At 73.1% G+C, this 26,271-nt stretch carries 23 protein-coding genes and 1 pseudogene; 10 read left to right on the top strand and 14 right to left on the bottom strand.

Going from position 1 to position 26,271, the window contains the following annotated elements; all coding sequences use genetic code 11:
* Positions 1 to 10: 10 nt before the first annotated feature.
* A complete protein-coding gene (locus V6U89_RS13690; RefSeq protein WP_334571352.1) occupies positions 11 to 928 on the top strand; it encodes an SDR family oxidoreductase in 918 nt (305 codons plus the stop codon).
* Here V6U89_RS13690 and V6U89_RS13685 read toward each other — a convergent pair.
* The gene (locus tag V6U89_RS13685) at positions 912 to 1,901 is read right to left on the bottom strand and encodes a helix-turn-helix transcriptional regulator (RefSeq protein ID WP_334571351.1); all 990 of its coding nucleotides are present in this window, start codon (positions 1,899 to 1,901) and stop codon (positions 912 to 914) included. The two genes, V6U89_RS13690 and V6U89_RS13685, sit on opposite strands and share 17 nt — an antisense overlap.
* 54 nt (positions 1,902 to 1,955) lie before the next feature.
* Here V6U89_RS13685 and V6U89_RS13680 point away from each other — a divergent pair, with 54 nt between their 5' ends.
* Entirely contained in the window at positions 1,956 to 2,747 is a 792-nt protein-coding gene (locus V6U89_RS13680) for an EI24 domain-containing protein (protein WP_334571350.1), read from the top strand.
* A gap of 1 nt (position 2,748) precedes the next feature.
* The gene (locus V6U89_RS13675; protein WP_334571347.1) at positions 2,749 to 3,264 is read left to right on the top strand and encodes an O-acetyl-ADP-ribose deacetylase; all 516 of its coding nucleotides are present in this window, start codon (positions 2,749 to 2,751) and stop codon (positions 3,262 to 3,264) included.
* Positions 3,265 to 3,551: 287 nt separating this feature from the next.
* Here the strand turns inward: V6U89_RS13675 and V6U89_RS13670 are convergent, their stop codons facing one another.
* The 6 genes from V6U89_RS13670 to V6U89_RS13645 all read right to left on the bottom strand — a co-directional run bounded on the left by V6U89_RS13670 (position 3,552) and on the right by V6U89_RS13645 (position 10,185).
* Positions 3,552 to 4,559 carry a LacI family DNA-binding transcriptional regulator gene (locus tag V6U89_RS13670; protein WP_334571346.1) on the bottom strand — a complete coding sequence of 336 codons (1,008 nt, stop codon included), beginning with the start codon at positions 4,557 to 4,559 and terminating at the stop codon, positions 3,552 to 3,554.
* A 19-nt stretch (positions 4,560 to 4,578) separates the two neighbouring features.
* The gene (locus V6U89_RS13665; protein ID WP_334571345.1) at positions 4,579 to 5,961 is read right to left on the bottom strand and encodes a GH1 family beta-glucosidase; all 1,383 of its coding nucleotides are present in this window, start codon (positions 5,959 to 5,961) and stop codon (positions 4,579 to 4,581) included.
* Positions 5,958 to 6,791, bottom strand: coding sequence for a carbohydrate ABC transporter permease (locus tag V6U89_RS13660; protein WP_334571344.1), 834 nt, complete (start codon positions 6,789 to 6,791; stop codon positions 5,958 to 5,960). Before V6U89_RS13660 ends, V6U89_RS13665 begins: the two co-directional genes overlap by 4 nt.
* Positions 6,788 to 7,777: a carbohydrate ABC transporter permease gene (locus V6U89_RS13655; protein ID WP_334571342.1), complete on the bottom strand. Its 990-nt coding sequence runs from the start codon at positions 7,775 to 7,777 to the stop codon at positions 6,788 to 6,790. Before V6U89_RS13655 ends, V6U89_RS13660 begins: the two co-directional genes overlap by 4 nt.
* A gap of 72 nt (positions 7,778 to 7,849) precedes the next feature.
* On the bottom strand, positions 7,850 to 9,154 hold the full coding sequence (locus V6U89_RS13650) for an ABC transporter substrate-binding protein (protein WP_334571341.1): 1,305 nt from the start codon (positions 9,152 to 9,154) through the stop codon (positions 7,850 to 7,852).
* A 272-nt stretch (positions 9,155 to 9,426) separates the two neighbouring features.
* Positions 9,427 to 10,185: a maleylpyruvate isomerase family mycothiol-dependent enzyme gene (locus V6U89_RS13645; protein WP_334571339.1), complete on the bottom strand. Its 759-nt coding sequence runs from the start codon at positions 10,183 to 10,185 to the stop codon at positions 9,427 to 9,429.
* A 70-nt stretch (positions 10,186 to 10,255) separates the two neighbouring features.
* Between V6U89_RS13645 and V6U89_RS13640 the strand changes: the two genes are divergently transcribed.
* Positions 10,256 to 11,347, top strand: a complete 1,092-nt coding sequence (locus V6U89_RS13640) for a UDP-N-acetylmuramate dehydrogenase (RefSeq protein WP_334571337.1) — start codon at positions 10,256 to 10,258, stop codon at positions 11,345 to 11,347.
* Positions 11,348 to 11,481: 134 nt separating this feature from the next.
* On the opposite strand, the gene V6U89_RS13635 is transcribed toward V6U89_RS13640, so the two are convergent.
* Positions 11,482 to 12,261 (bottom strand): class I SAM-dependent methyltransferase, encoded by a 780-nt coding sequence (locus tag V6U89_RS13635; RefSeq protein WP_442933915.1) that lies wholly within the window; start codon positions 12,259 to 12,261, stop codon positions 11,482 to 11,484.
* A gap of 31 nt (positions 12,262 to 12,292) precedes the next feature.
* A complete protein-coding gene (locus tag V6U89_RS13630; RefSeq protein WP_334571335.1) occupies positions 12,293 to 13,060 on the bottom strand; it encodes an SDR family NAD(P)-dependent oxidoreductase in 768 nt (255 codons plus the stop codon).
* Between the two features lie 181 nt (positions 13,061 to 13,241).
* Between V6U89_RS13630 and mshA the strand changes: the two genes are divergently transcribed.
* The 3 genes and pseudogenes from mshA to V6U89_RS13615 form a co-directional block, all read left to right on the top strand.
* Positions 13,242 to 14,606, top strand: coding sequence for a D-inositol-3-phosphate glycosyltransferase (mshA, locus tag V6U89_RS13625; RefSeq protein ID WP_334571334.1), 1,365 nt, complete (start codon positions 13,242 to 13,244; stop codon positions 14,604 to 14,606).
* 57 nt (positions 14,607 to 14,663) lie between these two features.
* Positions 14,664 to 15,179 (top strand): YbjN domain-containing protein, encoded by a 516-nt coding sequence (locus tag V6U89_RS13620; RefSeq protein ID WP_334571332.1) that lies wholly within the window; start codon positions 14,664 to 14,666, stop codon positions 15,177 to 15,179.
* A gap of 75 nt (positions 15,180 to 15,254) precedes the next feature.
* Positions 15,255 to 15,540 (top strand): annotated as a pseudogene (locus V6U89_RS13615) (hypothetical protein); the annotation flags it as partial.
* 1,418 nt (positions 15,541 to 16,958) lie between these two features.
* Here V6U89_RS13615 and V6U89_RS13605 read toward each other — a convergent pair.
* Complete coding sequence (locus V6U89_RS13605; protein WP_334571331.1) at positions 16,959 to 18,332, bottom strand: MFS transporter; 1,374 nt, start codon at positions 18,330 to 18,332, stop codon at positions 16,959 to 16,961.
* Positions 18,333 to 18,590: 258 nt separating this feature from the next.
* Positions 18,591 to 19,922, bottom strand: a complete 1,332-nt coding sequence (locus V6U89_RS13600) for an MDR family MFS transporter (protein ID WP_334571330.1) — start codon at positions 19,920 to 19,922, stop codon at positions 18,591 to 18,593.
* 152 nt (positions 19,923 to 20,074) lie between these two features.
* On the opposite strand from V6U89_RS13600, the gene V6U89_RS13595 reads away from it, so the two are divergent.
* On the top strand, positions 20,075 to 20,842 hold the full coding sequence (locus V6U89_RS13595; RefSeq protein WP_334571328.1) for a phosphoglyceromutase: 768 nt from the start codon (positions 20,075 to 20,077) through the stop codon (positions 20,840 to 20,842).
* A 57-nt stretch (positions 20,843 to 20,899) separates the two neighbouring features.
* Here V6U89_RS13595 and phoU read toward each other — a convergent pair whose 3' ends face one another.
* On the bottom strand, positions 20,900 to 21,553 hold the full coding sequence (gene phoU, locus V6U89_RS13590) for a phosphate signaling complex protein PhoU (RefSeq protein WP_334571327.1): 654 nt from the start codon (positions 21,551 to 21,553) through the stop codon (positions 20,900 to 20,902).
* Positions 21,554 to 21,784: 231 nt separating this feature from the next.
* On the opposite strand from phoU, the gene V6U89_RS13585 reads away from it, so the two are divergent.
* Positions 21,785 to 23,056 (top strand): sensor histidine kinase, encoded by a 1,272-nt coding sequence (locus tag V6U89_RS13585; RefSeq protein ID WP_334571409.1) that lies wholly within the window; start codon positions 21,785 to 21,787, stop codon positions 23,054 to 23,056.
* A gap of 20 nt (positions 23,057 to 23,076) precedes the next feature.
* Positions 23,077 to 23,760 carry a response regulator transcription factor gene (locus V6U89_RS13580; protein WP_154941669.1) on the top strand — a complete coding sequence of 228 codons (684 nt, stop codon included), beginning with the start codon at positions 23,077 to 23,079 and terminating at the stop codon, positions 23,758 to 23,760.
* A gap of 25 nt (positions 23,761 to 23,785) precedes the next feature.
* Here V6U89_RS13580 and V6U89_RS13575 read toward each other — a convergent pair whose 3' ends face one another.
* Positions 23,786 to 24,460, bottom strand: coding sequence for a response regulator (locus V6U89_RS13575; RefSeq protein ID WP_280839437.1), 675 nt, complete (start codon positions 24,458 to 24,460; stop codon positions 23,786 to 23,788).
* Positions 24,457 to 26,190, bottom strand: coding sequence for a sensor histidine kinase (locus V6U89_RS13570; protein ID WP_334571326.1), 1,734 nt, complete (start codon positions 26,188 to 26,190; stop codon positions 24,457 to 24,459). The genes V6U89_RS13575 and V6U89_RS13570 overlap by 4 nt, the downstream gene beginning before the upstream one ends.
* Positions 26,191 to 26,271 lie beyond the last annotated feature (81 nt).

Raw genomic sequence — 26,271 nt, 5'->3', positions numbered from 1 at the left:
GGTCGGACGCATGACGACGAAACCGCTGACAGGGAAGGTCGCGCTGGTCGCCGGGGCGACGCGGGGTGCCGGCCGGCAGATCGCCATCCAGCTCGGGGCGGCCGGGGCGACCGTCTACGCCACCGGCCGCAGCAGCCGCGCCGGCCGCTCGGAGATGGACCGGCCGGAGACGATCGAGGAGACGGCCGAGCTGGTCACCGCCGCCGGCGGCACCGGCATCGGGGTACGGGTCGACCACCTGGTGCCCGAGCAGGTCCGCGACCTGGTGGCCCGGATCGACGCCGAGCAGGGCCGGCTCGACGTGCTGGTCAACGACATCTGGGGCGGCGACCCGCTGATCACCTGGGAGAAGCCGGTCTGGGAGCAGCCGCTGGAGGCCGGTTTCCGCACGCTGCGGCTGGCGGTGGACACCCACATCATCACCAGCCACTACGCGCTGCCGCTGCTGATCCGCCGCCCGGGCGGCCTGGTGGTGGAGATCGGTGACGGCACCAAGGAGTACAACGACGAGAACTACCGGCTCTCGGTCTTCTACGACCTGGCCAAGGTCTCGGTCAACCGGCTCGCGTTCAGCTGGGGGCACGAGCTGAAGCCGCACGGGGGCACGGCCGTCGCGCTGACTCCCGGTTGGATCCGGTCCGAGGCCATGCTGGAGCACTACGCGGTCACCGAGGAGAACTGGCGCGACGGCGCAGCGAAGGACCCGCACTTCCTCATCTCGGAGACCCCGGCCTTCGTCGGGCGCGCGGTCGCGGCGCTCGCCGCCGACGAGGGGAAGGTCCGTTGGAACCAGGCCTCCGTCTCGGCCGGCGAGCTGTCCCAGGTGTACGGGTTCACCGACGTCGACGGCAGCCGGCCGGACGCCTTCCGCTACATCGCCGAGGTGGTCGACGCCGGCAAGCCCGCCGACGTCACGGGCTACCGCTGACCGGTGGGAGGTAGCGGGCGGCGGACCGCCTCGCGGCGTCCGCCAGCCGTGCCCTCAGCTCCGGCGGGTCCAGCACCTCCACCTCCGGGCCCAGCCCCAGCAGCTGGGAGTACGCCACCTCGACGGACTCGACGGGCAGCCGGGTCACCACCCACCCCTGCCCGTCGGGTTCGCCTGCGGCGGCGAGCGCCTCGGCGTACACGAAGGGGGCGTCGGCGAGGTGCCGGAGCCGGCGCAGGCCGGCGGGGCTGAGGCGGATCGTCACCTCGGCCCGGAGCATGCTCCGCAGGAACGCCTCGGCCTGCTCCCGCCAGTACGCGGCCAGGTCGAAGTCGTCGTCCCGGTCGAAGCTCTCCGCACCCACCTCGACACCCGTCACCCGGTCCACCCGGTACGTCCGGTACCGGTCGCCGACGCGGCCGACCAGGTACCAGATCCCGCTCTTGAGGACCAGCCCGTGGGGGCACAGCTCCCGCGTGACCTCCCGGTCGCCGCGCCGGTAGCGCAGCTCGACCACCCGGTCCCGCCAGACCGCCCGGGCCAGCTCGGCCAGCCACGGTGGCGGCGCGGACTCCCGGAACCAGCCCGGCACGTCCAGGTGGAACCGCTGCCCGGCGCGGGCGGGGGCGTCCCGCAGGCTCGGCGGCAGCGCGGCGAGCACCTTCAGCTCGGCGGCCGCCACCGCGTCCGCCAGCCCCATCTCGCCGGCCGGCCCGGGCAGGCCGGAGAGGAAGAGCGCCTCCGCCTCGTCCCGGGTCAGGCCGGTCAGCCGGGTCCGGTAGCCGCCGAGGAGGCGGTACCCGCCGGCCCGGCCCCGGTCGGCGTAAACCGGCACCCCGGCGGCGGAGAGCGCCAGCACGTCCCGGTAGACCGTCCGCTCGGACACCTCCAGCTCGCGGGCCAGTTCGGCGGCGGTCATCGTGCCGCGGGACTGCAACAGCAGCACCAGGGAGATCAGCCGGGACGCGCGCACCCGACCATCCTGCCCGGCCCCAGGGCGTGCCGGTGAGCACTAGGCTCTCCGCTCGTGAACGCACCCAGCATCGCCGCGCCGGTCACCGGCGCCGTCGGTCGGTTCCTCTCCGGCGTCGGGCTGCTCCTGCGCGGCCTCGGCCTCTACGTCCGTAGCCCGGGGCTGATGCTGCTCGGCATCGTGCCGGCGCTGATCTCCGGTGCGGTCTTCCTGTCCGCCTTCGCCGCCCTGGTGTACTTCGTGGACGACCTGGCCGCGCTGGTCACCCCGTTCGCCGACGACTGGTCGACCACCGCGCGCAGCCTGGTCCGGGTGATCGCCGGGCTGGCCGTCCTCGGGCTGGGCGGGCTGCTGGCGGTGGTCAGCTTCACCGCGGTCACCCTGGTCATCGGTGACCCGTTCTACGAGAAGATCTCCGAGCGGGTGGAGGAGCGCCTCGGTGGCACCCCGGGCGGGGTGGAGGTGCCGCTCTGGGCCTCGCTGCGGCGCAGCGTCGTCGACTCGCTGCGGCTGGTCGGGCTGTCGGTGCTGTTCGGCATCCCGCTCTTCGCCGCCGGGTTCATCCCGGTGGTCGGCCAGACGGTGGTGCCGGTGATCGGGGCGGCGGTGGGTGGCTGGCTGCTCGCCGTGGAGCTGGTGGGGGCGCCGTTCTCCCGGCGCGGGCTACGGCTGCCCGACCGCCGGTCGATCCTGAAGGCGGACCGGCCCACCACGCTCGGCTTCGGCGTGGCGGTCTTCCTCTGCTTCCTGATCCCGCTCGGCGCGGTGCTGGTCATGCCGGCCGCCGTCGCCGGGGCCACCCTGCTCACCCGCCGGTCGCTCGGTCAACCCGTCGAGGAGCGCTGACATGGAGATCACCCTCGCCGAGGGCGACATCACCACGCAGCGGGTCGATGTGATCGTCAACGCCGCCAACTCGTCCCTGCTCGGCGGCGGGGGAGTGGACGGCGCGATCCACCGCCGGGGCGGCCCGGCGATCCTGGCGGAGTGCCGTGCCCTGCGCGCCTCCCGGTACGGCCGGGGCCTGCCCACTGGGCAGGCGGTCGCCACCACCGCCGGGAACCTGCCCGCCCGTTGGGTGGTGCACACCGTCGGGCCGGTCTTCTCGGCCGCCGAGGACCGCTCGGCGCTGCTGCGCGACTGCTACGCCAACAGCCTGCGGACCGCCGACGAACTGGGTGCCGCCACGGTGGCGTTCCCGCTGATCTCGGCCGGCGTCTACGGCTGGCCGGTCGACGACGCCGTACGCCAGGCGTTGACCGTGCTGCGCGCGGCCACCCCGGCGCACGTCACCGAGGCCCGGCTGGTGCTCTTCGGCGCCGCCACCCACCAGACCGCGCAGCGGATCGTCGCCGAGGGCTGACCGGTTCAGGCCAGCTCGCGCAGGCACGGCCGCCGGGACGCCCCGCACGGCCACGGATCAGGGAGCCGTACCACGCGCCTGTTGCGCCGGGTAGTTGGTTGGCCTTCGTCACGAAGGGTGATATCTGCTCCGGAGCTCCGGACCCTCATCGACTGCTTTGCTCTGCTGCCGCCGAGGCAACACCGCGTCGAGCAGGCTTTTTCCGAGGCGACCGAACCGTGCGTCCCCCCGCACGCCCGGGCCCTCGCCAGAACCCCCGCCGGCCAGCGCCGGCCCGCCGTGCCCGGTCAGGCCGACTCGCGTACCACCAGCTCGGTCGGAAGGATGATCGCCTCCTCGATCGCCTCGCCCGCGGCGAGCCGCAGCAACTGCCGGGTCATCTCCCGGCCCAGCTCCACGATCTCCCAGCGCACCGTGGTCAGCGGCGGCTCGGTGTAGGCCGCCGTCTCGATGTCGTCGAAGCCGATCACCGCGACGTCGTCCGGCACCCGCCGTCCCGCCTCGCGCAGGGTCCGCAGGGCGGCGTGCGCCATCAGGTCGCTGGCGGCGAAGACCGCGTCCAGGTCGGGGTGCGCGGTGAGGAGCTGGTGCATGGCCGCCGCCCCGGACTCGCGGGTGAAGTCGCCGTACGCGACCAGCTCGTCCAGCCCGGCGGCGGTGACCGTCTCCCGGTAGCCGGTGAGCCGCTCGATGCCGGCGATCATGTCCTGTGGGCCGGCGATGCTGGCGATCCGGCGGCGACCGTTCTGGATCAGGTGTCGCACCGCCCGGGTCACCCCGCCGACGTTGTCGACGTCGACGTACGGCACCCGCGCGCCGTCGAGCGGCCGGCCGGCGCAGACCACCGGGATGCCGAGCCGGGCCAGCGTGCCGGGCAGCGGGTCGGCCCCGTGCAGCGAGGCGAAGAGCACCCCGTCGACGTGCCGGCCGGTGGTGTACCGCTCGACCCGTTCGTGACCGGCCGCCGAGCCGGCGAGCATCAGCACCAGCTGCTTGTCGGCCGCCTCCAGCTCCTGGGCCGCCCCCCGGATGATCCCTGGGAACACCTGGTCGTCGGAGAAGACCCGGGTGGCCTCCTCGGGCATGACCAGGGCGACCGAGTCGGTCCGCTGGGTGACCAGGCTGCGGGCGGCCAGGTTCGGCACGTACCCCAGCTCGGCCACGGCCCGGCGGACCGCCTCCCGGATCGGCTCGGCCACCGTGGTGGAGCCGTTGACCACCCGGGACACGGTCGCCCGGGACACCCCGGCCCGGCGGGCGACCGCCTCCAGGGTCGGTCGCTGCGCGGTCGTCATCCCCGTCACCACCACCTCGTCACAGCCCGTTCCGGGAGATCACCTCCTGGTACCACCGGGCGCTGGATTTCGGTGTGCGCCGCTGGGTCAGGTAGTCCACGTGGACGATCCCGAACCGCTTCCGATAGCCCTCGGCCCACTCGAAGTTGTCCAGCAACGACCATACGAGATAGCCGCGCAGGTCCACCCCCCGGGCGATGGCCTGGTGCGCCGCCCGCAGGTGCCCGTCGAGGTAGGCGATCCGGTCGGTGTCCATCACCTGGCCGAGACCGTCCGGGCCGTCGGCGCCGGGCTTGTCGGGGAAGGCGCCGCCGTTCTCGGTGATCAGCATCGGCAGCCCCGGGTAGTCCCGGGCGATCCGCTCCAGCAGCCGGGTCAGCCCGGTCGCCTCGATCATCCAGCCCATGTCGGTCAGCGGGCCGGTCGGCGGCAGGAACTCCACCACACCCTCGGTGCCCGGGTACGCCCCGCCGCCGCCGGCGGCGTCCGGCCGGCCGGCGACGTAGGTCGGGGCGTAGTAGTTCACCCCGAGCAGGTCGATCGGCGCCGCGATGATCTTCTCGTCGCCGTCCCGGATGAACGTCGGCTCCACCAGCCGGCCGAGGTGGGCCAGCACGTCCTCGGGGTAGCCGGCGCCGGTCAGCGGGTCGAGGAAGATCCGGTTGTGCAGGCCGTCGACCAGCCGGGCCGCGGCGACGTCGGCGGTGCTGGCCGGATCGGCGGGCTGCACGTCGGCCGGGTTGAGGGTGATCCCGACGGTCGGCGCGCCGGCCGCGCGCAGCGCGCGGGCCGCCAGGCCGTGCCCCAGCAGGAGATGGTGTACGGCGGCGAAGGCCGCCCCCGCGTCCCGCTCGCCCGGCGCGTGCACCCCGTTGCCGTACCCCAGGTACGCCGAGCACCAGGGCTCGTTGAGCGTGGTCCAGGTGCGGACCCGGTCACCGAGCCGGCCGTGCACGGCGACGGCGTAGTCGGCGAGGTGCCCGGCGGTGTCCCGGTTGGTCCAGCCGCCCCGGTCCTGCAGCGCCTGCGGCAGGTCCCAGTGGTAGAGCGTGACGATCGGGTCGACACCCCGGTCGAGCAGCGCGTCGGTGAGCCGGTCGTAGAAGTCCAGCCCGCGCGGGTTGACCGGGCCGGTGCCGTCCGGCTGGATCCGGGGCCAGGCCACCGAGAACCGGTACGCCCGCAGGCCCAGCTCGGCCATCAGCGCCACGTCGCCGGCGTACCGGTGGTAGTGGTCGCAGGCGACGTCGCCGGTGTGCCCCTGGAAGACCTTTCCGGGCGTACGGCTGAAGGTGTCCCAGATCGACGGGCCGCGACCGTCGTCGTGGGCCGCGCCCTCGACCTGGTACGCCGCGGTGGCGGCGCCCCAGACGAAGTTCTCGGGGAAACGCAGCTCACTCACGCCTTGACCGCACCTTCCATGATGCCGCCGATGATCTGGCGACCGAACACGACGAAGACCAGCAGCAGGGGCAGCGTCGCGATGGCGGTGCCGGTGAACACCTGCGACATGTCCTGGTAGTAACCGTCCGACAGGGCGCGCAGCGACAGCTGCACGGTCGGGTTCTCCGGATCGTTGAGCACCGCGTACGGCCAGAGGAAGTCGTTCCAGGTGGTCATGAAGGTGAGCAGGCCGAGGACGGCGGCGGCGGGGCGCAGCGCGGGCAGCACCACGTTCCAGTAGATCCGCGCGGTGTTGCAGCCGTCCATCCGGGCGGCCTCGATCAGCTCCGTGCTGACCGCCTGGCCGGCGTACTGGCGCATCATGAAGACCCCGAAGCCGGTCACCAGCGCCGGCACGATCACGGCCGGCAACCGGTCGTTCCAGTTCAGCTTGGTCATCAGCATGTACAGCGGGATGACGCCGAGCTGGGTGGGCACCATCATCGTCGCGATGATGACCATCAGCAGCGCGTTGCGGCCGCGGAACCGCAGCTTGGCGAAGGCGAACCCGGCCAGGGTGGAGAAGAAGACCACCGAGACGGTGACCGACACCGCCACGATCGTGGAGTTCACCAGTCCGGTCAGGAAGTACGCGTCGGTGTTGGCGAAGAGCCGGGCGATGTTGGCGCCCAGGTTGCCGCCGGGGGTGACCGGGGGCGGCACCTCGCCCATCGCGTCGCTGGTGCGGCTGGCGACCACGAACATCCAGTAGATCGGGAAGATCGACAGGAGGGCGGTGAGGGCCAGTGCCGCGTAGGTGAGCCGGCCGGCCGACCAGAGTCGGGTCATCGGGATTCCTCCTTGCGCCCGCCGCCGCCGAGCCGGCGCAGGACCAGCACGTTGATGGCCGCGACCACCGCGATCAGCGCGAAGAGCAGCCAGGCGATGGCGGAGCCGTAGCCGAAGTTGTAGTGCGGTGCGAAGGCGTTCTCGAACATGTACATGGTCACCGTCTGCGACTCGCGCAGCGGCCCGCCCCGGATCGCGTTGGTGCCGGAGTTGAAGAGGCGGGGCTCGGTGAAGAGCTGGAGCCCGCCGATGGTGGAGATGATGACCGCGAAGATGATCGTCGGCTTGAGCAGCGGCACGGTGATCGACCAGAACTGCCGGGCCCGGCCGGCGCCGTCGATCGAGGCCGACTCGTACAGGTCGCGCGGGATGGCCTGCATCGCGGCCAGGAAGATCAGCGCGTTGTAGCCCGTCCACCGCCAGTCGACCATGGTCGAGATGGCCACCCAGGAGGCGAACCGGTTGGACTTCCAGTCGATGGCGTCGATCCCGACGAGGTCGAGCAGCCAGTTGATCATGCCGAACTCGCGGCCGAAGAGCACGCCGAAGACGATCGCCACCGCGGCGGTGGAGGTGACGTTGGGGACCAGCACCGCCATCCGCCAGCCCGTCCGCGCCCGCAGCTGCCGGTTGAGCAGGTTGGCCAGCCAGAGCGCGAGGAGCAGCTGCGGGACGGTCGAGATGACGAAGATGCCGAGGGTGTTGACCACCGAGTGCCAGAAGTCGGGGTCGGCCATCAGCTGGGTGTAGTTCTGCGCCCCGATGAACGTGGGGTCGACCCCGAGCAGGTCCCAGTCGTGCAGCGAAACCCAGAAGGTGTAGACCAGCGGGTAGATCCCGAAGACCGCGAAGATCAGGAAGAACGGGGCGATGTAGAGGTAGGGCGAGTACCGGGTGTCGAACCGGGCGAGCCGGTTGCCCCGGTTCGAGCGGGCGTGGCGCGGCGCCGGTACGACCGGGGGGCGCGCGTCGAGCTGGACGGCCATGGGAGTGGACTCCTTCTCCGCCGGGCGGGCGGGACCGGCGACACCGGACCCCGCCCGCCCGCCTGGCTCGGGCTACTTGGCGGCGGCCTTCTTCGCGTTGTTGACGGCGTCGTTCCAGCCCTGCTCGGGGGTGCGCTGGCCCAGCTCGACGGTGCGCACCGCGTTCTCCACCTCGGTGCGGACGGCCTGGTTCTTCGGGCCCATGTAGACCGGCTTCAGGCTCTTGGCGCCGGTGCCGAAGATCTTGCCGACCGGCGCGGCGGAGAAGTACGCGTTGGTCGAGTCGACGATCGCCGGGTCGTCGAGCGCCTGCGGCGACGAGGGCAGCGGGCCCTTGGCCTTGAACGCGCCGATCTGACCCTTGGCGCTGGTCAGGAACTTGGCCAGCTCGATCGCCTCGGCCTGGTGCTTGCTCTGCTTCGGCACGGCGAGGAACGACCCACCCCAGTTGCCGCCGTTGCCGGGGACCTGGGCGATGTCCCACTTGCCCTTGGCAGCCGGGCCGGCGTTGCCCTCGATGACGCCGGTCATCCAGGCGGGGCAGGCGATGGTGGCGAACTTCGACTGCTTGAAGGCGGAGACCCACTCCTCCGACCAGGAGCCGTACTTGCCGGAGAGGCCCGAGTCGATGATGTCGACGGTCGTGTCGAAGGCCTGCTTCACGGCCGGGTTGCTGTCGACCACCAGCTTGTCGCTGGTGTCGTAGTAGCTGTAGCCGGAGGTGTTGCCGGCGGTCTGCAGCAGGATCGTGTTGAACGTGTTGGTCGCCGCGTCGAGGAAGGACGCGCCGGTGTTGGCGGCCCTGAACTTCTCGCCGGTGGCGATGTAGTCCTGCCAGGTCGGCCAGAGCTTGGAGACCTGGTCCCGCTCGGTGGGCAGGCCGGCCTTGGCGAAGAGGTCCTTGCGGTAGCACATCGCGATGCCGCCGACGTCGGTGCCGAGGCCGATCAGCTGCTTGCCGTCGGCGGTGAGCCCCTGGTTCCACTTCCAGTCGAGGAAGTTGCCCTTGAGGTCGGCAGCCCCGTGGTCGAGCAGGTTGACGAAGTTCTGCGGATTGGCCTTGTACTCGACCAGCAGCCCCTCCTCGATGGCCACCACGTCGCCGGCGCCCTTGCCGGCGGCGAGCCACTGGGTGAGCTTCGGCGAGTACTCGTCGAGGTTGCTGCCGGTGCCCCGCTCGACGATCTTCACGTCGGGGTGGCTGGCCATGTACTCCTTGTAGAGCTCCTCGTAGCCGAACTGGCCGAACACGTCGACGGTCAGCGTGATCGGCCCGTCCTTGGCGGAGTCGTCCTCGCCGGCGCAGGCGGTGCCGAGCAGGGCGGTGGTGGCCACCAGGGCCACCGCCGCCAGACGGCGGCGCGAAAAGGTACCCATCTTCCTCGGATTCCTCTCAGGTCAATCGGTGGTGAAGCGGGTGGACCTGCTGGTGAGCGAGCCGCAGCCCGGGTCCTGACGCGATCGTGAGGGGCTGAGAGAGCGCTCTCACGACAGCGTTACGGCTCGCCACGACGGTGTCAAGAGAGCGCTCTCTCGTCGCGTCCGAGCCGTGACCTGACGACCCCGGATACGCGAAGAGTGGCCATTCGGGGGGAATGGCCACTCTTCGCGGAGAGCGCGACGTGCGGACCGGGAGGTCCGGGTGCGGGTCAGCCGGTGCGCAGGCCGTCCAGGAGGGTGCGGTCGCCGGTGACGCCCAGGGCGTCGTACCCGATCCGACCCCAGAGGGCGAGCAGCAGGTCGCTGGCGGTGCCGGTGACCTGGACCCGGGCGTGGTGGTCCTCGTGGCCGAAGACCGTGGCGGTGTCGAGCAGGGCCACCCCCTCGCCGCGCAGCCGCAGGTACCAGTCCTGCGCGGCGTCAGTCGCGGTCAGCTGCACCACGCCGTGCCACTGGCCCGGCACCGCCCGGCGCCCGGCCGGCAGCCAGGTGTCCAGCACCTCGCTGACCCCGTCCGCCGCGAGCTTGGCCTCGATCGGCTCACCGGCGGCGATGGCGAGCTGGGCGTCCCAGCGGTGCACCGCCGTCTCGTGCGCCATCCGGCGCGGCCAGAACCCGGCCTTCTTCGGCTGCGGCGCCCAGTTCCACGCCGGCGCCTCCGGGTCGAGGGTGTCGAAGAGGGTCATCAGCTGGTCGTACCCGTGCTGCCACAGCTGGAGCGGGGTCACCCCGCTGGGCAGCTCCGCGCGGTCCCGGCGGGCCGGCTGGGCGGTCTCGCCGGAGCCGACGAAGGAGTGCACCCAGTGGTAGATGCCGGCGAGGTGCAGGGTGAGGTCGGCGACCGTCCAGCCCGGACAGGACAGCACCGGTGTCTCGGGCGGCGCCTCGGCCACCGCGGCGGCGAATGCCGGGCCGTCCACCCGGAGCGCCCCGATCCAGAAGTCCTTCGTGCCGTGCAACCTGCTCATCGCAATCCTCCCGGGGGTGACCGGGCCACCAGTGGGTGCCGCGGCTACCCCTCAGCCTAGGGTGAGAGGCGTGTCAGACGTCTACGCCCAGCCGACAACCGGAGCCGACCCCGCCGACCCGGCCACCCTGGCGAAGTACACCACGCTGCGCCTCGGCGGCCCCGCCGGCCGACTGGTGACCGCCACCAGCGCCGAGGAGATCGTACGAACCGTGCGCCAGGCGCGGGAGCGGGACGAGCCCGTCCTCATCCTCGCGGGCGGCAGCAACGTCGTCGTGGGCGACGAGGGCTTCCCCGGCACGGTCCTGCTGGTCCGGTCGCGGGGGCTGCGGGTGGTCGCCGAGGACGCCGACACCGTCACCGTACGGGTCGAGGCCGGCGAGCCCTGGGACGACCTGGTCGCCGCCACCGTGGACAACGGCTGGTCGGGGCTGGAATGCCTCTCCGGCATCCCCGGCTCGGCCGGCGCCACCCCGATCCAGAACGTCGGCGCGTACGGCCAGGAGGTCGCCGAGAGCATCACCGGCGTCCAGGTGTACGACCGCGCCGACGACAGCCTCGGCCGGGTCGAGGCGGTGGACTGCGGCTTCGCGTACCGGTCCAGCATCTTCAAGTACAGCGACCGCTGGGTGGTGCTCTCGGTCGACTTCCGGCTGCACCGCTCGACGCTCTCCGGCCCGGTGCGCTACGCCGAGCTGGCCCGGGCGCTCGGCGTCGAGGTGGGCGACCGGGTGCCGCTGGCCGACGCCCGCGCGACGGTGCTGAAGTTGCGCGCCGGCAAGGGCATGGTGCTCGACGCCACCGACCCGGACACCTGGTCGGTGGGCTCGTTCTTCACCAACCCGGTGCTCGACCGGGAGGCGTACGAGCTGCTGCGCGAACGCGCCACCGACGTCGGGGAACCGCCCTCCTGGCCCTGCCCGGGCGACATGGTGAAGGTCAGTGCCGCCTGGCTGATCGACAAGGCCGGCTTCGCCAAGGGCCACCCCGGCCCCGAGGGCACCGCGATCTCCAGCAAGCACACCCTCGCCCTGACCAACCACACCGGCACGGCGAGCACGGCTGCCCTGGTCGCCCTCGCCCGCGACATCCGCGACACGGTCCACACCCGCTTCGCCGTCACCCTCCACCCCGAACCCGTCCTGATCAACTGCACCATCTGACCCACCCACCCACCCCGCCCACTGAGTCCGAGTTGATCAAGAAGTTTGCGTCACCCCGGGCCGGATTCCCGACCAGAACTTCTTGATCACCGCGGCCCGGGGCGGGGGTGGTCGGGGCGGGCCGGGTGGGTGGGTCAGGTGGGGGCGACGGCGGGCCAGGGGAGGGTGAGTTCGCCGTGGCGCCAGCGGGGCGGGCGGTCCAGGACCGGCCAGCCGGACTGCTTGAGGGTGCCGACCGCGCGGAGCCAGCGCTGACGGGGGCCGAACGCGGCGTAGCCGGCGGCAGCCTGCCAGGCGTCGTCGAGGGCGCGGATCAGGTCGTGCACCCGCTCACCGGGGACGTTGCGGTGGATCAGCGCCTTGGGCAGGCGCTCGGCCAGCTGGGCCGGGGTCTCCAGGGTCGCCAGGCGGGCCGCCAGGGTCAGCGTTCGCGGGCCGGCCCCGTCGACCAGCACCCAGCTGCCCAGCCGGCCCAGCTCGTCGCAGGTCCCCTCGACCAGCGCCCCGCCCGGGGCGAGCCGGTCGGTGACCGTCCGCCAGGCGGCGGCGACCTCGCTCTCGTCGTACTGGCGCAGGACGTTGAACGCGCGCACCAGGACCGGACGCAGGCCGGCCAGCTCGAAGCCGCCCCGGGCGAAGGTCAACCCGGGCGGGTCGGCGGCGGGCGCGGCGGCGGCCACGCGTACCGGATCGATCTCCAGCCCGACCACCCGCACGTCGGCGCGGACCCCGGTGGCCAGCCGGGCGCGCAGCTCCACGGCGGTGACCGGGGTGGCGCCGTAGCCGAGGTCCACCACCAGCGGGTCGGCGGCGGCGCGGAGCCGGTCGCCGCAGGTGGCCACGATCCAGTTGTCCACCCGGCGCAGCCGGTTGGGGTTCGTCGTCCCCCGGGTCACCACGCCCTGGGGCCGCACCGGCCCGGCCCTCACCGGCGACCGGTCCGGCTCACTGCCCGACCCGGTGCACCTTGTGCTGGGCGGCCTGGGCCAGCGGGCGGACCACCAGGCGGTCCACGTTGACGTGGTGCGGGCGGGTGGCGCACCAGGCGATGCAGTCGGCCACGTCCTCGGCGACCAGCGGCTCGGGCACCCCCGCGTACGTGGCCTCGGCCTTGTCGGCGTCCCCACCGAAGCGGACCAGCCCGAACTCGTCGGTCCGCACCATGCCCGGGTCGATCTCGATCACCCGGAGCGGCCGCCCGCACAGTTCCAGGCGCAGCGTCCCGGCGATCGCGGTCTGCGCGTGCTTGGCCGCGGTGTAGCCGCCGCCGCCCTCGTACACGGTGAAGCCGGCGGTGGAGGAGACGATCACGATGGTGCCGGCGCCGGACGCCTCCAGCGCGGGCAGCAGCGCCTGGGTGACCCGGAGCGTGCCGAGCACGTTGACGTCGTACATCCACTGCCAGTCGCCGATCGCGCCGGACTCCACCGGGTCCAGCCCGCGCGCTCCGCCGGCGTTGTTCACCAGCAGGGTGACCGGCCCGGGCGCCGCCTGTGCCGCGGCGGCCAACCCGGCCACCGACTCGTCGGAGGTGACGTCGCAGGCCACCGCCGTGGCCGTGCCGCCGGCCGCCTCGATCTCCTTGACCAGCCCGGCCAGCCGGTCGGTACGCCGGGCGGCGGCCAGCACGTGGAAGCCCTCGGCGGCCAGCCGGCGGGCGGTCGCCGCGCCGATCCCGCTGGACGCCCCGGTGACGATCGCGACAGAGGTCATCCGGACATTGTCCCCTCCGGCACCGACCGGCCCGGGCGGGGGCCGTCGATGAACTGGGTCACGCCGGGGGAGAGCGCGGGCGCATTTCCGTAGCCCGATGGGGAAGATGACACCCGGCGCGCGAGTTGACCGAGAAGCGCCGGTCGTGCGGACGGCATAAACCGTGACAGAAGGAGCGGACGTGGCGGAAATGCACACCGGCGTCGGTCGTCAGCGAGGTGCCCGTCCGTGGCCCCGCCCCCGGCGGATCGCCACCCTGTCGGTGCACACCTCCCCGCTGCACCAGCCCGGCACCGGTGACGCCGGGGGGATGAACGTCTACATCCTGGAGGTCGCCCGACGGCTCGCCGAGGCCGACGTCGAGGTCGAGATCTTCACCCGGGCCACCTCCGGTGACCTGCCCCCGGTGGTCGAGATGGCGCCCGGCGTGCACGTCCGGCACATCACCTCGGGGCCGTTGGAGGGGCTGACCAAGGAGGAGCTGCCCGGGCAGCTCTGCGCCTTCACCGCCGGCGTGCTGCGCGCCGAGGCGGCCCGCCCGCCCGGCCACTACGACCTGATCCACTCGCACTACTGGCTCTCCGGTCAGGTCGGCTGGCTGGCCAAGGAACGCTGGGGAGTGCCGCTGGTGCACACCGCGCACACCCTGGCCAAGGTCAAGAACGCCCAGCTCGCCGCCGGCGACCGCCCCGAGCCCAAGGCCCGGGTGATCGGCGAGGAGCAGGTGGTCGCCGAGGCCGACCGGCTGGTGGCCAACACCCGGGTGGAGGCGGCCGACCTGATCGGCCGCTACGACGCCGAACCGGCCCGGGTCGCCGTGGTCGAGCCCGGCGTCGACCTCGACCGCTTTCGTCCCGCCCCCGGCGACCGGGTCGCGGCCACCCGCGCCGCCCGCCGCCGGCTGGGCCTGCCCACCGACGGGTACGTGGTGGCCTTCGTCGGTCGGATCCAGCCGCTCAAGGCACCCGACGTGCTGGTCCGCGCGGTCGCCGCGCTGCGCGAGTGCGACCCGGCCCTCGCCGACGAGCTGACCGTGGTGATCTGCGGCGGCCCGAGCGGTAGCGGGCTGGACCGGCCCACCTCGCTGATGGAGCTGGCCGGATCGCTCGGTGTCGCCGACCGGGTGCGCTTCCTGCCCCCGCAGACCGGCGACGACCTGCCCGCCCTCTACCGGGCTGCCGACCTGGTCGCGGTGCCCTCGTACAACGAGTCGTTCGGCCTGGTCGCCCTGGAGGCGCAGGCCTGCGGTACGCCGGTCGTCGCGGCCGCCGTCGGTGGTCTGGTCACCGCCGTACGGGACCGGGTCAGCGGAGTGCTCGTCGACGGCCACGACCCGGCCGACTGGGCCGCTACGCTCGCCCGCCTGCTGCCCGACCGGGCGCTACGGGCCGACCTGGCGGTGGGCGCGGCCCGGCACGCGCGCAACTTCTCCTGGCAGCGCACGGTCTCCGGCCTGCTCGCCGTCTACGGGGAGGCGATCGTCGAGCACCGGGGACGGCTGGCTGCCCAGCTCGCCGGGGACCCGGCGCTGTCCTGTTCCTGGTGACCCGGGCCACTCCCGCGCGCCCGGTGCGTCCCGGCGGGCGCCCGTAGAGTGGGTGCGATGAGCGCGAAGAGCGATCTGGCCGCCCTGATCGAGTCCGTCTGCACCGAGCGTGAGCTGGACTGGGAGTCGACCGGCGAGGGTTCCTACGCGGTCACCCTGCCCGGTACGCACAAGCTGAAGACGGTCTGCAACCTGATCGTCGGCGAGCACGCGCTGCGGGTCGAGGCGTTCGTGATGCGCCAGCCCGACGAGCGGCGCGAGGAGCTGTGGGCCTGGCTGCTGCAGCGCAACGCCCGGATGTACGGCGTCTCGTTCTCCATCGACGCGGTGGGGGACGTCTACCTCACCGGGCGGGTCAACCCGGCCGGGGTCGACGCCGACGAGCTGGACCGGCTGCTCGGCGCGGTGCTCACCTACGCGGACGAGTCGTTCGACACGATGCTGGAGATCGGCTTCGGCAGCTCGATCCGCCGCGAGTGGGAGTGGCGGGTCAAGCGGGGCGAGTCCACCGCCAACCTCGCCGCCTTCGCCCACCTTTTCGAGCCGTCCGCCGGAGGTTCGGACCGGTCCTGACGGGTATGCCGCACCGCTGCGGTGCGGCGAAACGGGACCCGCCGCAGGCCGAGACGGACTGTCGAGGAGCGTGCGATGGCTCAGCGGAACAGCTCAGGTCGCGGCGGAACTGCGACCAGGACGAAACAGCAGGCGGGCAACCAGACGCCGAACACCCCGGGGATCTCGGAGTCGGAGATCTCGCGGATGCGGGTCGACGACATCCGGGGTCAGCTGCGGCGTCGCGGTGTCTCCGGCATCTCCGCGCTGCGCAAGCCCGAGTTGGTCAAGACGCTCGCGCGGACCCTGCGGTCCGAGGGCCGCCCCGGCGCCGCGGCCCGGCGTAGCACCGGCCCGACGGGCCGGGCACCCGCCAAGAAGGCCGGCGCGACGAAGGCCGCCGCGAAGAAGACGACGGCCGCTCGGAAGACCACGACCGCCCGGGCGAAGGCCGCGCCGGCCCCGGCCCGCAAGGCGGCGCCGGCCCGCAAGGCCGCCCCGGCGGCCCGCAAGGCGACGACCGCCCGGGCGAAGGCGACACCGGCCAAGGCGGCCCGGGCCAAGGCCGCGCCCGCGAAGGCGGGCGCTCGCGCGAAGGCCGCGCCGGCGAAGAAGACCGCACCGGCGAAGGCGGGCGCTCGCGCGAAGGCCGCGCCGGCGAAGAAGACCGCACCGGCGAAGGCGGGCGCTCGCGCGAAGGCCGCGCCGGCGAAGAAGACCGCACCGGCGAAGGCGGGCGCTCGCGCGAAGGCCGCGCCGGCGAAGAAGACCGCACCGGCGAAGGCGGGCGCCCGCGCGAAGGCCGCGCCGGCGAAGAAGACCGCACCGGCGAAGGCCGGCGCCCGCGCCAGGACGGCCCCGGCGAAGAAGACCGCTCCGGCGAAGGCGGGCGCCCGGGCGAAGGCCGCCCCCGCGAAGAAGACCGCACCCGCGAAGAAGACCGCACCGGCGAAGGCCGGGGCTCGGGCGAAGGCCACGCCGGCGAAGGCCGGGGCGACGCCCGCCCAGCGGGTCATCGCCCCACCGGCCGCCGTCGGCGCGGCCGCCGGGGCCCGGACCACCGGCGTACGGACCGGCCGGTCCAGTTCCCGGTCGGTACGGTCGTCGCAGGTGATCTCCTCCCCGGCGGACCGCCCCGAGCGCCCCGGGCGCAGCCTGGTCACCAGCAACCACGAGGTGATCCAGAACTGGGCGCGGGCCCGTGGCGCCCAACCGGCGACCATCGCCGGCACCGAGCGCGAGGGCCGACCGGGGGTGCTGACCTTCGAGATCCCGGGCTACCGGGAGAGCAGCCGGGTCCAGGTGATCAGCTGGGACGACTGGTTCCGGACCTTCGACACCCGCCGGCTGAACCTCATCTACCAGGAGCAGATGCGCGACGGTCGGCAGAGCAACTTCTTCCGGACGGAGTCACCCGATCGTGAGGACGCCTGAGGTGTTTGCGGGAATGGTCGCCGGGTACGCCGTGTTGACCCTGGCGAGGCCCGGAGCAGGGGTGTCGGACGCCACGTCGGCGCTGTGACCGGCGAGACAGCGATCCGGGTTGAATCCGGAATCCGGGCGAACTAACTTTATTGCACCGCGCCACGCTCGGAACCGTTCGGGGGAGCGGTGGATCGATCAGATCCGAGCACCGAGCGAGGCGCAAGAAACGGGTGGAGCACATCGTTGGGGGACGGTGCCACCCGTGGAACCGGCGGCGCGAGCGGGCGACGCTTACGGGGGTGAGTGTCGCCCGCCGCCGCCGGGCAAGCGGTGCGGATGCCCATCACGACCACGGTCGTGGTGGGCGTTCTGCCGTCAGCCCACCGGCTGCGAGGCGCGCGTCGGTGCGGCCACCCGCCGCGCCGCCACCCGACGCTCCCGGCTCGGCCCGGCCAGCAGGTGCCCGCCCGCGGCGAGCAGACCCAGGGCGGCCACCACCAGCCAGTGCCGCTCCCCGAGGTACTGCAGGCTCACCCCGCCCAGCGTCGGCGCGACGAAGGACGCGGCCGGGAAGGTCAGGTAGAACACCGACTGGTAGCGCGCCCGCAGCTCGGGCGGGGCCAGGTCGGCGTTGATCTGCGCGTTCGGCGGCGCGGCGAGCATCGAGCCGACCGTCCAGACCACCGCGGCGGCCAGGTACACCCAGAGCTGGTCGGCGACGGCCAGCGCACCGAACCCCACCGCCAGCAGGCCGGTGGAGAGGGCCAGCACCCGGTGCGCCCGACGCCGGTCGATCAACCCGGGTACGAAGAGCTGCCCCACCACGATCAGCGCGCCGCCCAGCGCCACCACGATCCCGTACGCCGACGGGCTGAGGCCGTCCGCGCGCATGGCCAGCGGCATGATCGTCGAGGTCTGCATGGTGAGCACGGCCAGCACGAAGGTGAGCCCGACGAAGACCAGGAAGGTCCGGTCGGTCAGCGCGGTGTGCAGCCCCGGCGGCCGGGATCGCCCGGCGCCCGCGGCCACCTCGCCGACGGTCCGGGCGCCCACGGCCACCGGCTCCCCGACGATCCTGGCGCCCGCGGCCACCGGCTCCCCGGCGGCGCGCCCGGTCCCGGCCGGGTCCGGGCGGGTCTCCACCGGTCCGGTGCGGCGGCGGGGCAGGGTCTCCGGGACCTTCCAGGCGATCAGCGCGGCGGCGGCCAGGGTGGCGACGGCGTCGACCAGGAAGAGCGCGAGGAAGCTCGCCTCGGCCAGCAGCCCGGCCAGCAGCGAGGCCACCGCCATGCCGAGGTTGAACGCCCAGAACTGGAGGTTGAACGCGCGGGAGCGGCGGTGCTCGGGGACCACGTCCACGATCGCCGCCACGAAGGCCGGACTCGGCATCGAGTGCGCGATCCCGACCAGCGCGGCCAGCGCCGCGATCACCGCCAGGTGCCGGCTGAACGCCAGCCCCACCATCAGCCCCGCCGCCGCCAGGTGCGCGGCGAGCAGGGTGGCCCGCCGGCCCCAGCGGTCCGCCAGCACCCCGCCGAGCAGCACCCCGACCGCCCCGCCGGCCCCGTACGCACCGACCACCGCGCCGGCCAGCGACTCGCTGGCCCCGCGCGCCTCGGTGAGGTAGAGCGACAGGAAGAGCACCGCGAAGGCGCCGGCCCGGTTGACCAGCAGCCCCGCCCAGAGGTACCAGAAGGTGGCGGGCAGACCGCCGGCAGTTCCGTCCCACCAGCGCCGCAACCCGCGCACCCGTCCTCCAGAAACTTTGTTAACCGATACGTTCCCGACCGTATGCAGCCCCGCGCGACCTCGCCACCGTGTCGGTGATCACCCGGGGCGGACCCGGAGGTGGCGCCTCGGATTACGGCACGGGCGGGTTCGGGCGGGCCGGAGGCGGACGGTGGTCGGAGGTCCTGTCGAGCTGGTGTCGTCAACGATTCGGGCCGGGCGGGCGGTAGCGACCCCGCCGGTCCGCGTGCCCGGTCGGGGTGCCGGCGGTCGGCGTACTCAGGACGGGGTGTGGGCCGCGACCGGCTCGGCCGGGGCGGTGGCGGCGGCCTCGGCCGCCTGGGGAGCCGGCTGCCGGACGGCGGTGACCGGCGTGACCGGCTGCGTCGCCGGCCGGAGCTGGGCGGCCCGCCGCTCGCGGGCCGGCCCGGAGACCAGGTGGGCCACCGCCATCAGTGCGCCGATGGCGGCGCAGCCGAGCCAGAGTTCGGTGTTGCCGGCCCGTTCCCGGACCAGGCCGCCGAGGATCGGCGCGACCGCCCCGGCGATCTGCCAGGACAGCGAGAAGACGCCCTGGTAGCGACCGCGCAGCCGGTCGGGGGAGAGCTCGGCGATGAGGGTGGCGTTGGACGGCGAGTTGAGCATCTCGCCGAGGGTCCAGATCAGCACGGTGAGGCCGTAGAACCAGGCGGCGTCGGCGAACGCGGTCAGGCCGAAACCGACGCCCATCACCAGCGAGGCCAGGGCGAGCACGTGCGACCGGCTGCGCCCCCTGATCAGCCGGGGCACGAAGAGCTGCCCGACGACGATCAGCACACCGTTGAGCGCGATCACCGAGCCGTAGGTGGCGGGGCTGAGCCCCGAGTCACCCATCGCGATTGGCAGCATCGAGATGTGCTGGAGGAAGACCAGCGCGGCGAACAGGTTCAGTGCCACGAAGCCCAGGAAGACCCGGTCGGTGGCGATGGTGCGCAGCGCGCCGAGCGGGGCGGCGCCACCCGGGCGGGCCGGGGCGACCGAGACCCGGCGGGTCTCCCTGACGCGGGTGAAGATGATCAGCGCGGTGACCACGGTGGTGGCCGCGTCGACCACGAAGAGCAGCAGGTAGCCGGCCTGTGCGGCGAACCCGGCGAGCACCGCGGCGCAGGCGAAGCCGAGGTTGATCGCCCAGTAGTTCAGCGAGAAGGCGCGCAACCGGTCCTTCTCCGGCACCACGTCGATCATCATGGCGCCGAACGCCGGCCGGGCCGCCTCGGCGAACATGCCGAGCAGCAGCGCGCCCGTGGCCACCGCCCAGAGCGGCCGGGCGAAGCCGAGCGCGAGCATCATGGTGGCCGCGCCGAGGTGCGCGGTGAGCAGCGTGGGCCGCCGTCCCCAGCGGTCGGTGAGCGTGCCACCGACGGTGGTGCCGACCGCGCCGCCGACGCCCCACAGGCCCAGCACCAGGCCGGCCTGGGTGGGGGAGAAGCCGCGTTCCTGGGTGAGGTAGATGGCGAGGAAGACCAGGACGAACGAACCGAGCCGGTTGATCAGGGTGCCGGTCCAGAGGTACCAGAAGGTCCTCGGCAGCCCTCCGGTGGTGTCCTGGAACCAACTTCGCACCGTCCGCACGCCCGCGCCCCCCGCTTTGGTAATGACCGCCAAGTTCTAAGCGCCTTACAACCTAGTGCCGGCCCGGAACGCGGGTCATCGGTTTTTCCACGTGGTGGTCGTCACGGCCACCACCCGCGTGTCCACCGGCGGGGTGCGGCAGGATGATCGGCATGACTGCGAGCGAGGGGCCCACCGTCGGGACGCTGGTCCTGCTGCGGCACGGCGAGAGTGACTGGAACGCCAAGAACCTCTTCACCGGCTGGGTGGACGTCGACCTGACCGAGAAGGGCGAGAACGAGGCGCGGCGCGGCGGCGAACTGCTGCGCGAGCACAACCTGCTGCCCGACGTGGTGCACACCAGCGTGATGCGCCGCGCGATCCGCACCGCCGAGCTGGCGCTCAACGCCGCCGACCGGCACTGGATCGCGGTGCGCCGGTCGTGGCGGCTCAACGAGCGGCACTACGGCGCCCTCCAGGGCAAGAACAAGAAGCAGACCCTGGAGGAGTACGGCGAGGAGCAGTTCATGCTCTGGCGCCGGTCGTACGACACCCCGCCGCCCCCGATCTCGGATGACGACGAGTTCTCGCAGGTCGGCGACCCGCGCTACGCGCTGCTGCCGACCGAGCTGATGCCGCGCACCGAGTGTCTCAAGGACGTCGTCGAGCGGATGCTGCCGTACTGGTACGACTCGATCGTGCCGGACATCCTGGCCGGCCGTACGGTGCTGGTGGCCGCGCACGGCAACTCGCTGCGCGCCCTGGTCAAGCACCTCGACCAGATCAGCGACGAGGCGATCGCCAAGCTGAACATCCCCACCGGCATCCCGCTGCGCTACGACCTCGACGCCCAGCTGCGCCCGCACACCCTGGGCGGCACCTACCTCGACCCGACCGCCGCCAAGGAGGCCGCCGCCGCGGTGGCCAACCAGGGCCGCTGACGTACCCGCGACAGGCCCCCGGTCCGCACGGACCGGGGGCCTTCGTCGTCGCCCGGGTCAGCTCGCCGAGGGGGTGGTCTGCCCGGTGATCAGGTAGACCACGTGCTCGCCGGCGTTCACCGCGTGGTCGGCGAAGCGCTCGTAGAAGCGGCCGAGCAGGGTGGCGTCGATCGCCGTCTCCACCCCGTACGGCCAGTCGTCGCCGAGCAGCACGCCGAACAGGCTCTTGTGCAGGTCGTCCATGGCGTCGTCGTCGCGGTCCAGCTCGGCGGCGAGGTCGGCGTCGGGCTTGGCCAGCACCGTGCCGATCTTCTCCGCCATCCGATCGGCGATGGCGGCCATGTCGGTGAAGACCGGCCGCAGCTCGGCCGGCACCGCCGGCGACGGGTGCCGACGCAGTGCCGTCTTGGCCACGTGGTCGGCCAGGTCGCCCATCCGCTCCAGGTCTGCCGCGACGTGCAGTGCGGTGATCATGGCCCGCAGATCGGAGGCGACCGGCGCCTGCCGGGCGAGCAGGTCGCAGACCCGCTCCTCGACGTGCTGGTAGAGGTCGTCGATCTCAGCGTCCCGCGCGATCACGGCCTCGGACGCCTCACGGTCGGCGGTGAGCAGGCCGCGGGTGGCCTGGCGCATCGCGGCGCGGACCCCTTCCGCCATGTCCACCAGCAGCTGGCTGACAATCTGCAGGTCGGCCCGGAACTCGTCGCGCATCGTCACTTCCTGGGGTCGGTGCCGCCGGGCCCCAGGGGGGCGTCCGGCGTACGGGTCGAGCGGGTGCGCGCCAACCGTAGGCGGGGGGAGCGGATCCCAGGTGAACTCCGGTGAACGACGCGAGGCCCGGGAGTGAACTTCTGCGGAAGTGAGGATGATTCGTCCCGTTATGGGCGATAGCCAGGTTAACAATGACCCTACGATCGCCGGGTGGAATGGGTGGGGGCGGCCGTGGTGGCCGTGGCGCTGGCGACCGGCCTGGTCGCCGGTCTGCTGCTGTCCGGGCCCGTCCGCGAGTGGCGGCGCCGGGCGGCGTCGTCGGGGAGCGGTCGCTCCCGCTGGAGCTCAGGGAGGCTCGCGATTCCCGACGACCAGCAGGGCGGCCTCACCGGGCTCGGCCGCAAGACGATCGACTCACTGCGCGCCGGCGTGGTCGTGCTCGACCCGGACGACGTGCCCGTGCTGGTCAACCCGGCCGCCCGGGCGATGGGCCTGCTCCGCACCGGCCCCACACCCGGCTCCATCGCCGCCCACCCGCTGATCCGTACCCTCGCCGGGCAGGTGCGCCGCACCGGCGTGCGGCGCGAGATCGAGCTGGACCTGCCGCGCGGCCGCGACAACCCCGGCGTGAACCCGCTCGGGGTGCACCTGCGGGCGATGGGGCTCGGCGCCGGCTACATCTCGATCGAGGCAGCCGACGTCACCGAGTCGCACCGGCTGGCCCGGGTCCGCCGGGACTTCGTCGCCAACGTCAGCCACGAGCTGAAGACCCCCATCGGGGCGCTGCAACTGCTCGCCGAGGCGCTGCTCGACGCCACCGAACCCGCCGGGGCGGCCGCGCCGGACCTCTCCGAGGACCTGGTCGCCGCCCGCCGGTTCGCCGAACGGATCCAGCACGAGTCGACCCGGCTGGGCCGGCTGGTGCAGGAGTTGCTGGAGTTGACCCGGCTGCAGGGCGCGGAGCCGCAACCCGCGCCGGAGCCGGTCGCGGTCGACTGGGTGGTCGCCGAGGTGCTCGACCGGACCCGAACCACCGCGGCCGCCCGGCATATCCAGGTGGTGACCGAGGGCGAGAAGGGGCTGACCGTGTACGGCAGCGACGCCCAGATCGCCACCGCCGTGGCCAACCTGGTGGAGAACGCGATCAACTACTCCGGCGAGGGCACCACGGTCCGGGTCGCCACCCGGGCCGACGAGGAACACGTCGAGATCGCCGTCACCGACCAGGGCATCGGCATCGCCCCCAACGAGGTGGACCGGATTTTCGAGCGCTTCTACCGGGCCGACCAGGCCCGCTCCCGCTCCACCGGTGGCACCGGCCTCGGCCTGGCCATCGTCAAACACATCGCCAGCAACCATGGCGGCCGGGTGGAGGTGGCGAGCACTCTTGGTGGGGGATCGACGTTCACCCTCCGGTTACCGGCCAGCCCCCCGGCCGACCTGGAGACGATACTGCCGTCGACTGGGATCGAGGCCGGCCCGGCCGAGCTTCGCCAGGTCTGACCGCACGAGAGGAAGCACCGTTGAGCCGCGTTCTGGTGGTCGAGGACGAGGAGTCGTTCTCCGACGCCCTGTCGTACATGCTCCGCAAGGAGGGTTTCGAGGTGTCCGTCGCCGCGACGGGACCCTCCGCCCTCACCGAGTTCGACCGGACCGGCGCGGACATCGTCCTGCTCGACCTGATGCTCCCCGAGATGTCCGGGACGGAGGTCTGCCGGCAGCTGCGGCAGCGCTCGCACGTACCGATCATCATGGTCACCGCCCGGGACAGTGAGATCGACAAGGTGGTCGGCCTGGAGATCGGGGCCGACGACTACGTCACCAAGCCGTACTCGCCCCGGGAGCTGGTGGCCCGGATCCGGGCGGTGCTGCGCCGGCAAAGCCCCGAGGTGACCGAGTCGGGCGCGCCGACGCTGGCCGCCGGCCCGGTCCGGATGGACATCGAGCGGCACGTGGTGACCGTCGACGGCGCCGCGGTCCAGTTGCCGCTGAAGGAGTTCGAGCTGCTGGAGCTGCTGCTGCGCAACGCCGGCCGGGTGCTCACCCGGGGGCAGCTCATCGACCGGGTCTGGGGCGCCGACTACGTCGGCGACACCAAGACGCTGGACGTGCACGTCAAGCGGCTGCGCTCGAAGGTCGAGCCGGAGCCGTCCGCGCCGCGGTTCATCGTCACCGTGCGCGGTCTCGGCTACAAGTTCGAGCCGTAAGCCGGTCAGGAGACGTCGGGAGACGTCAGGAAACCCAGCCGTAGCGACGCTCCGGGCGGCCGGCGGAGCCGTACCGGAGGTTGACCTCCGCCCGCCCGGTGTCGGCGAAGTGCTCCAGGTAACGCCGGGCGCTGACCCGGGAGATGCCCACCGCGTTGGCGCACTCGGCCGCGGAGAACGTCCCCGAGTGTCCCCGCAGGGTACGTTCGACCAGCTCGGCGGTCTCCGCGCTGAGGCCCCGGGGCAGCGCCGAGGTGGCGATGTGCGCGCCGCTGCGGGACAGCACCCGGTCCACGTCGGCCTGGTCGCTCACCACCGTGGCGCGCAGCGCGTTGCGCCGGGCGGCGTACTGCTCCAGCCGGGTCCGCAGCTCGTCGAAGCCGAACGGCTTGAGCAGGTAGTTGACCGCGCCGTAGCGGACCGCCCGACGTACCGCCTCGGCCTCCCGGGCCGCGCTGATCACCAGCACGTCGCAGTCGTGCCGGGCGGCCCGCAGCCGGGTCACCACGTCCAGGCCGAACATGTCCGGCAGGTAGAGGTCGAGCAGCACCAGGTCGGGGCGGAGCTCGTCGACGGCGGCGATCGCCTGTTCGCCGGTGCTGGCCGTACCCACCACCCGGAAGCCGTCGATCCGCTCGACGAAGCCGCGGTGGATCCGGGCCACCATGAAGTCGTCGTCGACCACCAGTACGTCGATCACCGGACCCCCTCCAGAGTGCCGGTCACCGACATCCGGGCCGTGAACATCGCACCCTCCTCGGTGTTCGTCACCGCGACCTCACCGCCGCGACGGTGACAGACCAGCCGGGTGAGCGCCAGTCCGATGCCCCGTTCGCCACCCCGGGCGGCCTTGGTGGTGAAGCCGTGGGTGAAGACCTCCTGGGCCAGTTGGGGAGCCACCCCCGGCCCCGAGTCGCGGACCACGATCTCCACCGACGAGGCGTCCCGGCGTAGTTCGACCTCCACCCAGGCCGGCTCGTCCGGTCCGCCGCCGCCCGGTCCGCCGCCGGGTCCGCCGCCGTCGGGGCTGCCGCCGTCCGGGGTGCCGCCCTCCGGGCTGCCGGACGGCAGCGCGGTCCGGCCCTCCCAGCCGCCGGCGACCGCCTCGACAGCGTTGTCGACCAGGTTGCCGAGCACCGTCGCGACGTCCGCGGCGACCGCCGGCTCCAGCCGGTCCAGGCCGGTCCGCTCGGAGATCCGCAGCTCCACCCGGCGCTCGGCGGCCAGCGCCGACTTCGCCATCAGCAGGGCCGCCACCGCCGTGTCGTGGATCCGGCTGGTGACGGTGAGGTCCAGCGAGGCCCGGTGCCGGCTGAGCGCGTCGACGTACCGGACCACCTCGTCGTGCTCGCCGATCTGGATCAGCCCGGAGATGGTGTGCAGCTGGTTGGCGAACTCGTGGGTCTGCGCCCGGAGCAGCTCGGTGGTGCTGCGGAACGAGCCGATCTCCTGCTCCAGCCGGGCCAGCTCGGTGCGGTCCCGCAGGGTGGTCACCGAGCCGAGCCTGCGGCCGTCCTTGGTCACGGTCATCCGGTTCATCACCAGCACCCGACCGCCCCGGACCACCACCTCGTCCCGGGCCTCCGGGCCGCCGTCGGCGCCGGCCAGCACGTCCCGCAGCCGGCCGGAGATCCGCAGGTCGGCGAGGCTGCGGCCGAGGCAGTGCTCGGGCAGGTCGAGCAGCCGGCGGCCGACCGCGTTGACCAGGGTGATCCGTTGCTGCGGGTCCAGCGCGATCACCCCCTCGGCGATGCCGTGCAGCAGCGCCTCCCGGTGCTCGGCCAGGCCGGCGATCTCCCGCGGCTCCAGGCCCAGGGTCTGCCGCTTGATCCGCCGGGCCAGCAGCCACGACCCGGCCACCCCGAGCAGGCTGGCGATGCCGAGATAGGTGAAGAGGTACGACGAGGCGCCGACCAGCCGCTCCGACCAGGTCGGTGCGGCCTCGCCGATCATCACCACCCCGAGGTGCCGGCCGAGGTTGTACTCACGAGCCCCGAGCACCGGCACCTGGGCCACCAGCTCCCGGGAGCCGCCGACCTCCAGCTCGCCGGACCAGGCCCGGCCCCGCGCCACGTCGGGGTCGCCGAGCACGAGCTGGCTCCCCACCAGCGTCGGATCGGTGGAGCTGACCACCCGCCCCCGGGCGTCGGCCACGGTCACCGACGTCACCCCGGACCGGTTCAGCGCGTTCTGCACCAGCGGGGCGACCAGCTCCGCCGGCGCCGGCTGGTTGAGCCGGTCGCGCAGCAACGGGCTGCCGGCGAGCTCCTCGCCGAGGGCGGCCACCCGCCGCCCCTCCACCCGGTTGAAGGTCGCTTCGGACTGGGCCAGCGAGACGGCGGCCACCGCCACCAGCACGACCACGATGATCGCGAGCTGGAGTACGAGCAACTGCCCGGCCAAGGTGCGGCGGGGCGTGACCGCGACCACAAAGACCTCAATTTCCGCTGGTGACAGAAGGCAGACAGGGGATCCGCCCGGGGGCCATCATCTTGCCGCCGGACTCCTTCG

The sequence above is a fragment of the Micromonospora sp. CPCC 206171 genome (assembly GCF_036906755.1).
Classification (GTDB): Bacteria; Actinomycetota; Actinomycetes; order Mycobacteriales; family Micromonosporaceae; genus Micromonospora; species Micromonospora purpureochromogenes.
This window is presented reverse-complemented; position numbering and strand designations above follow the sequence as displayed.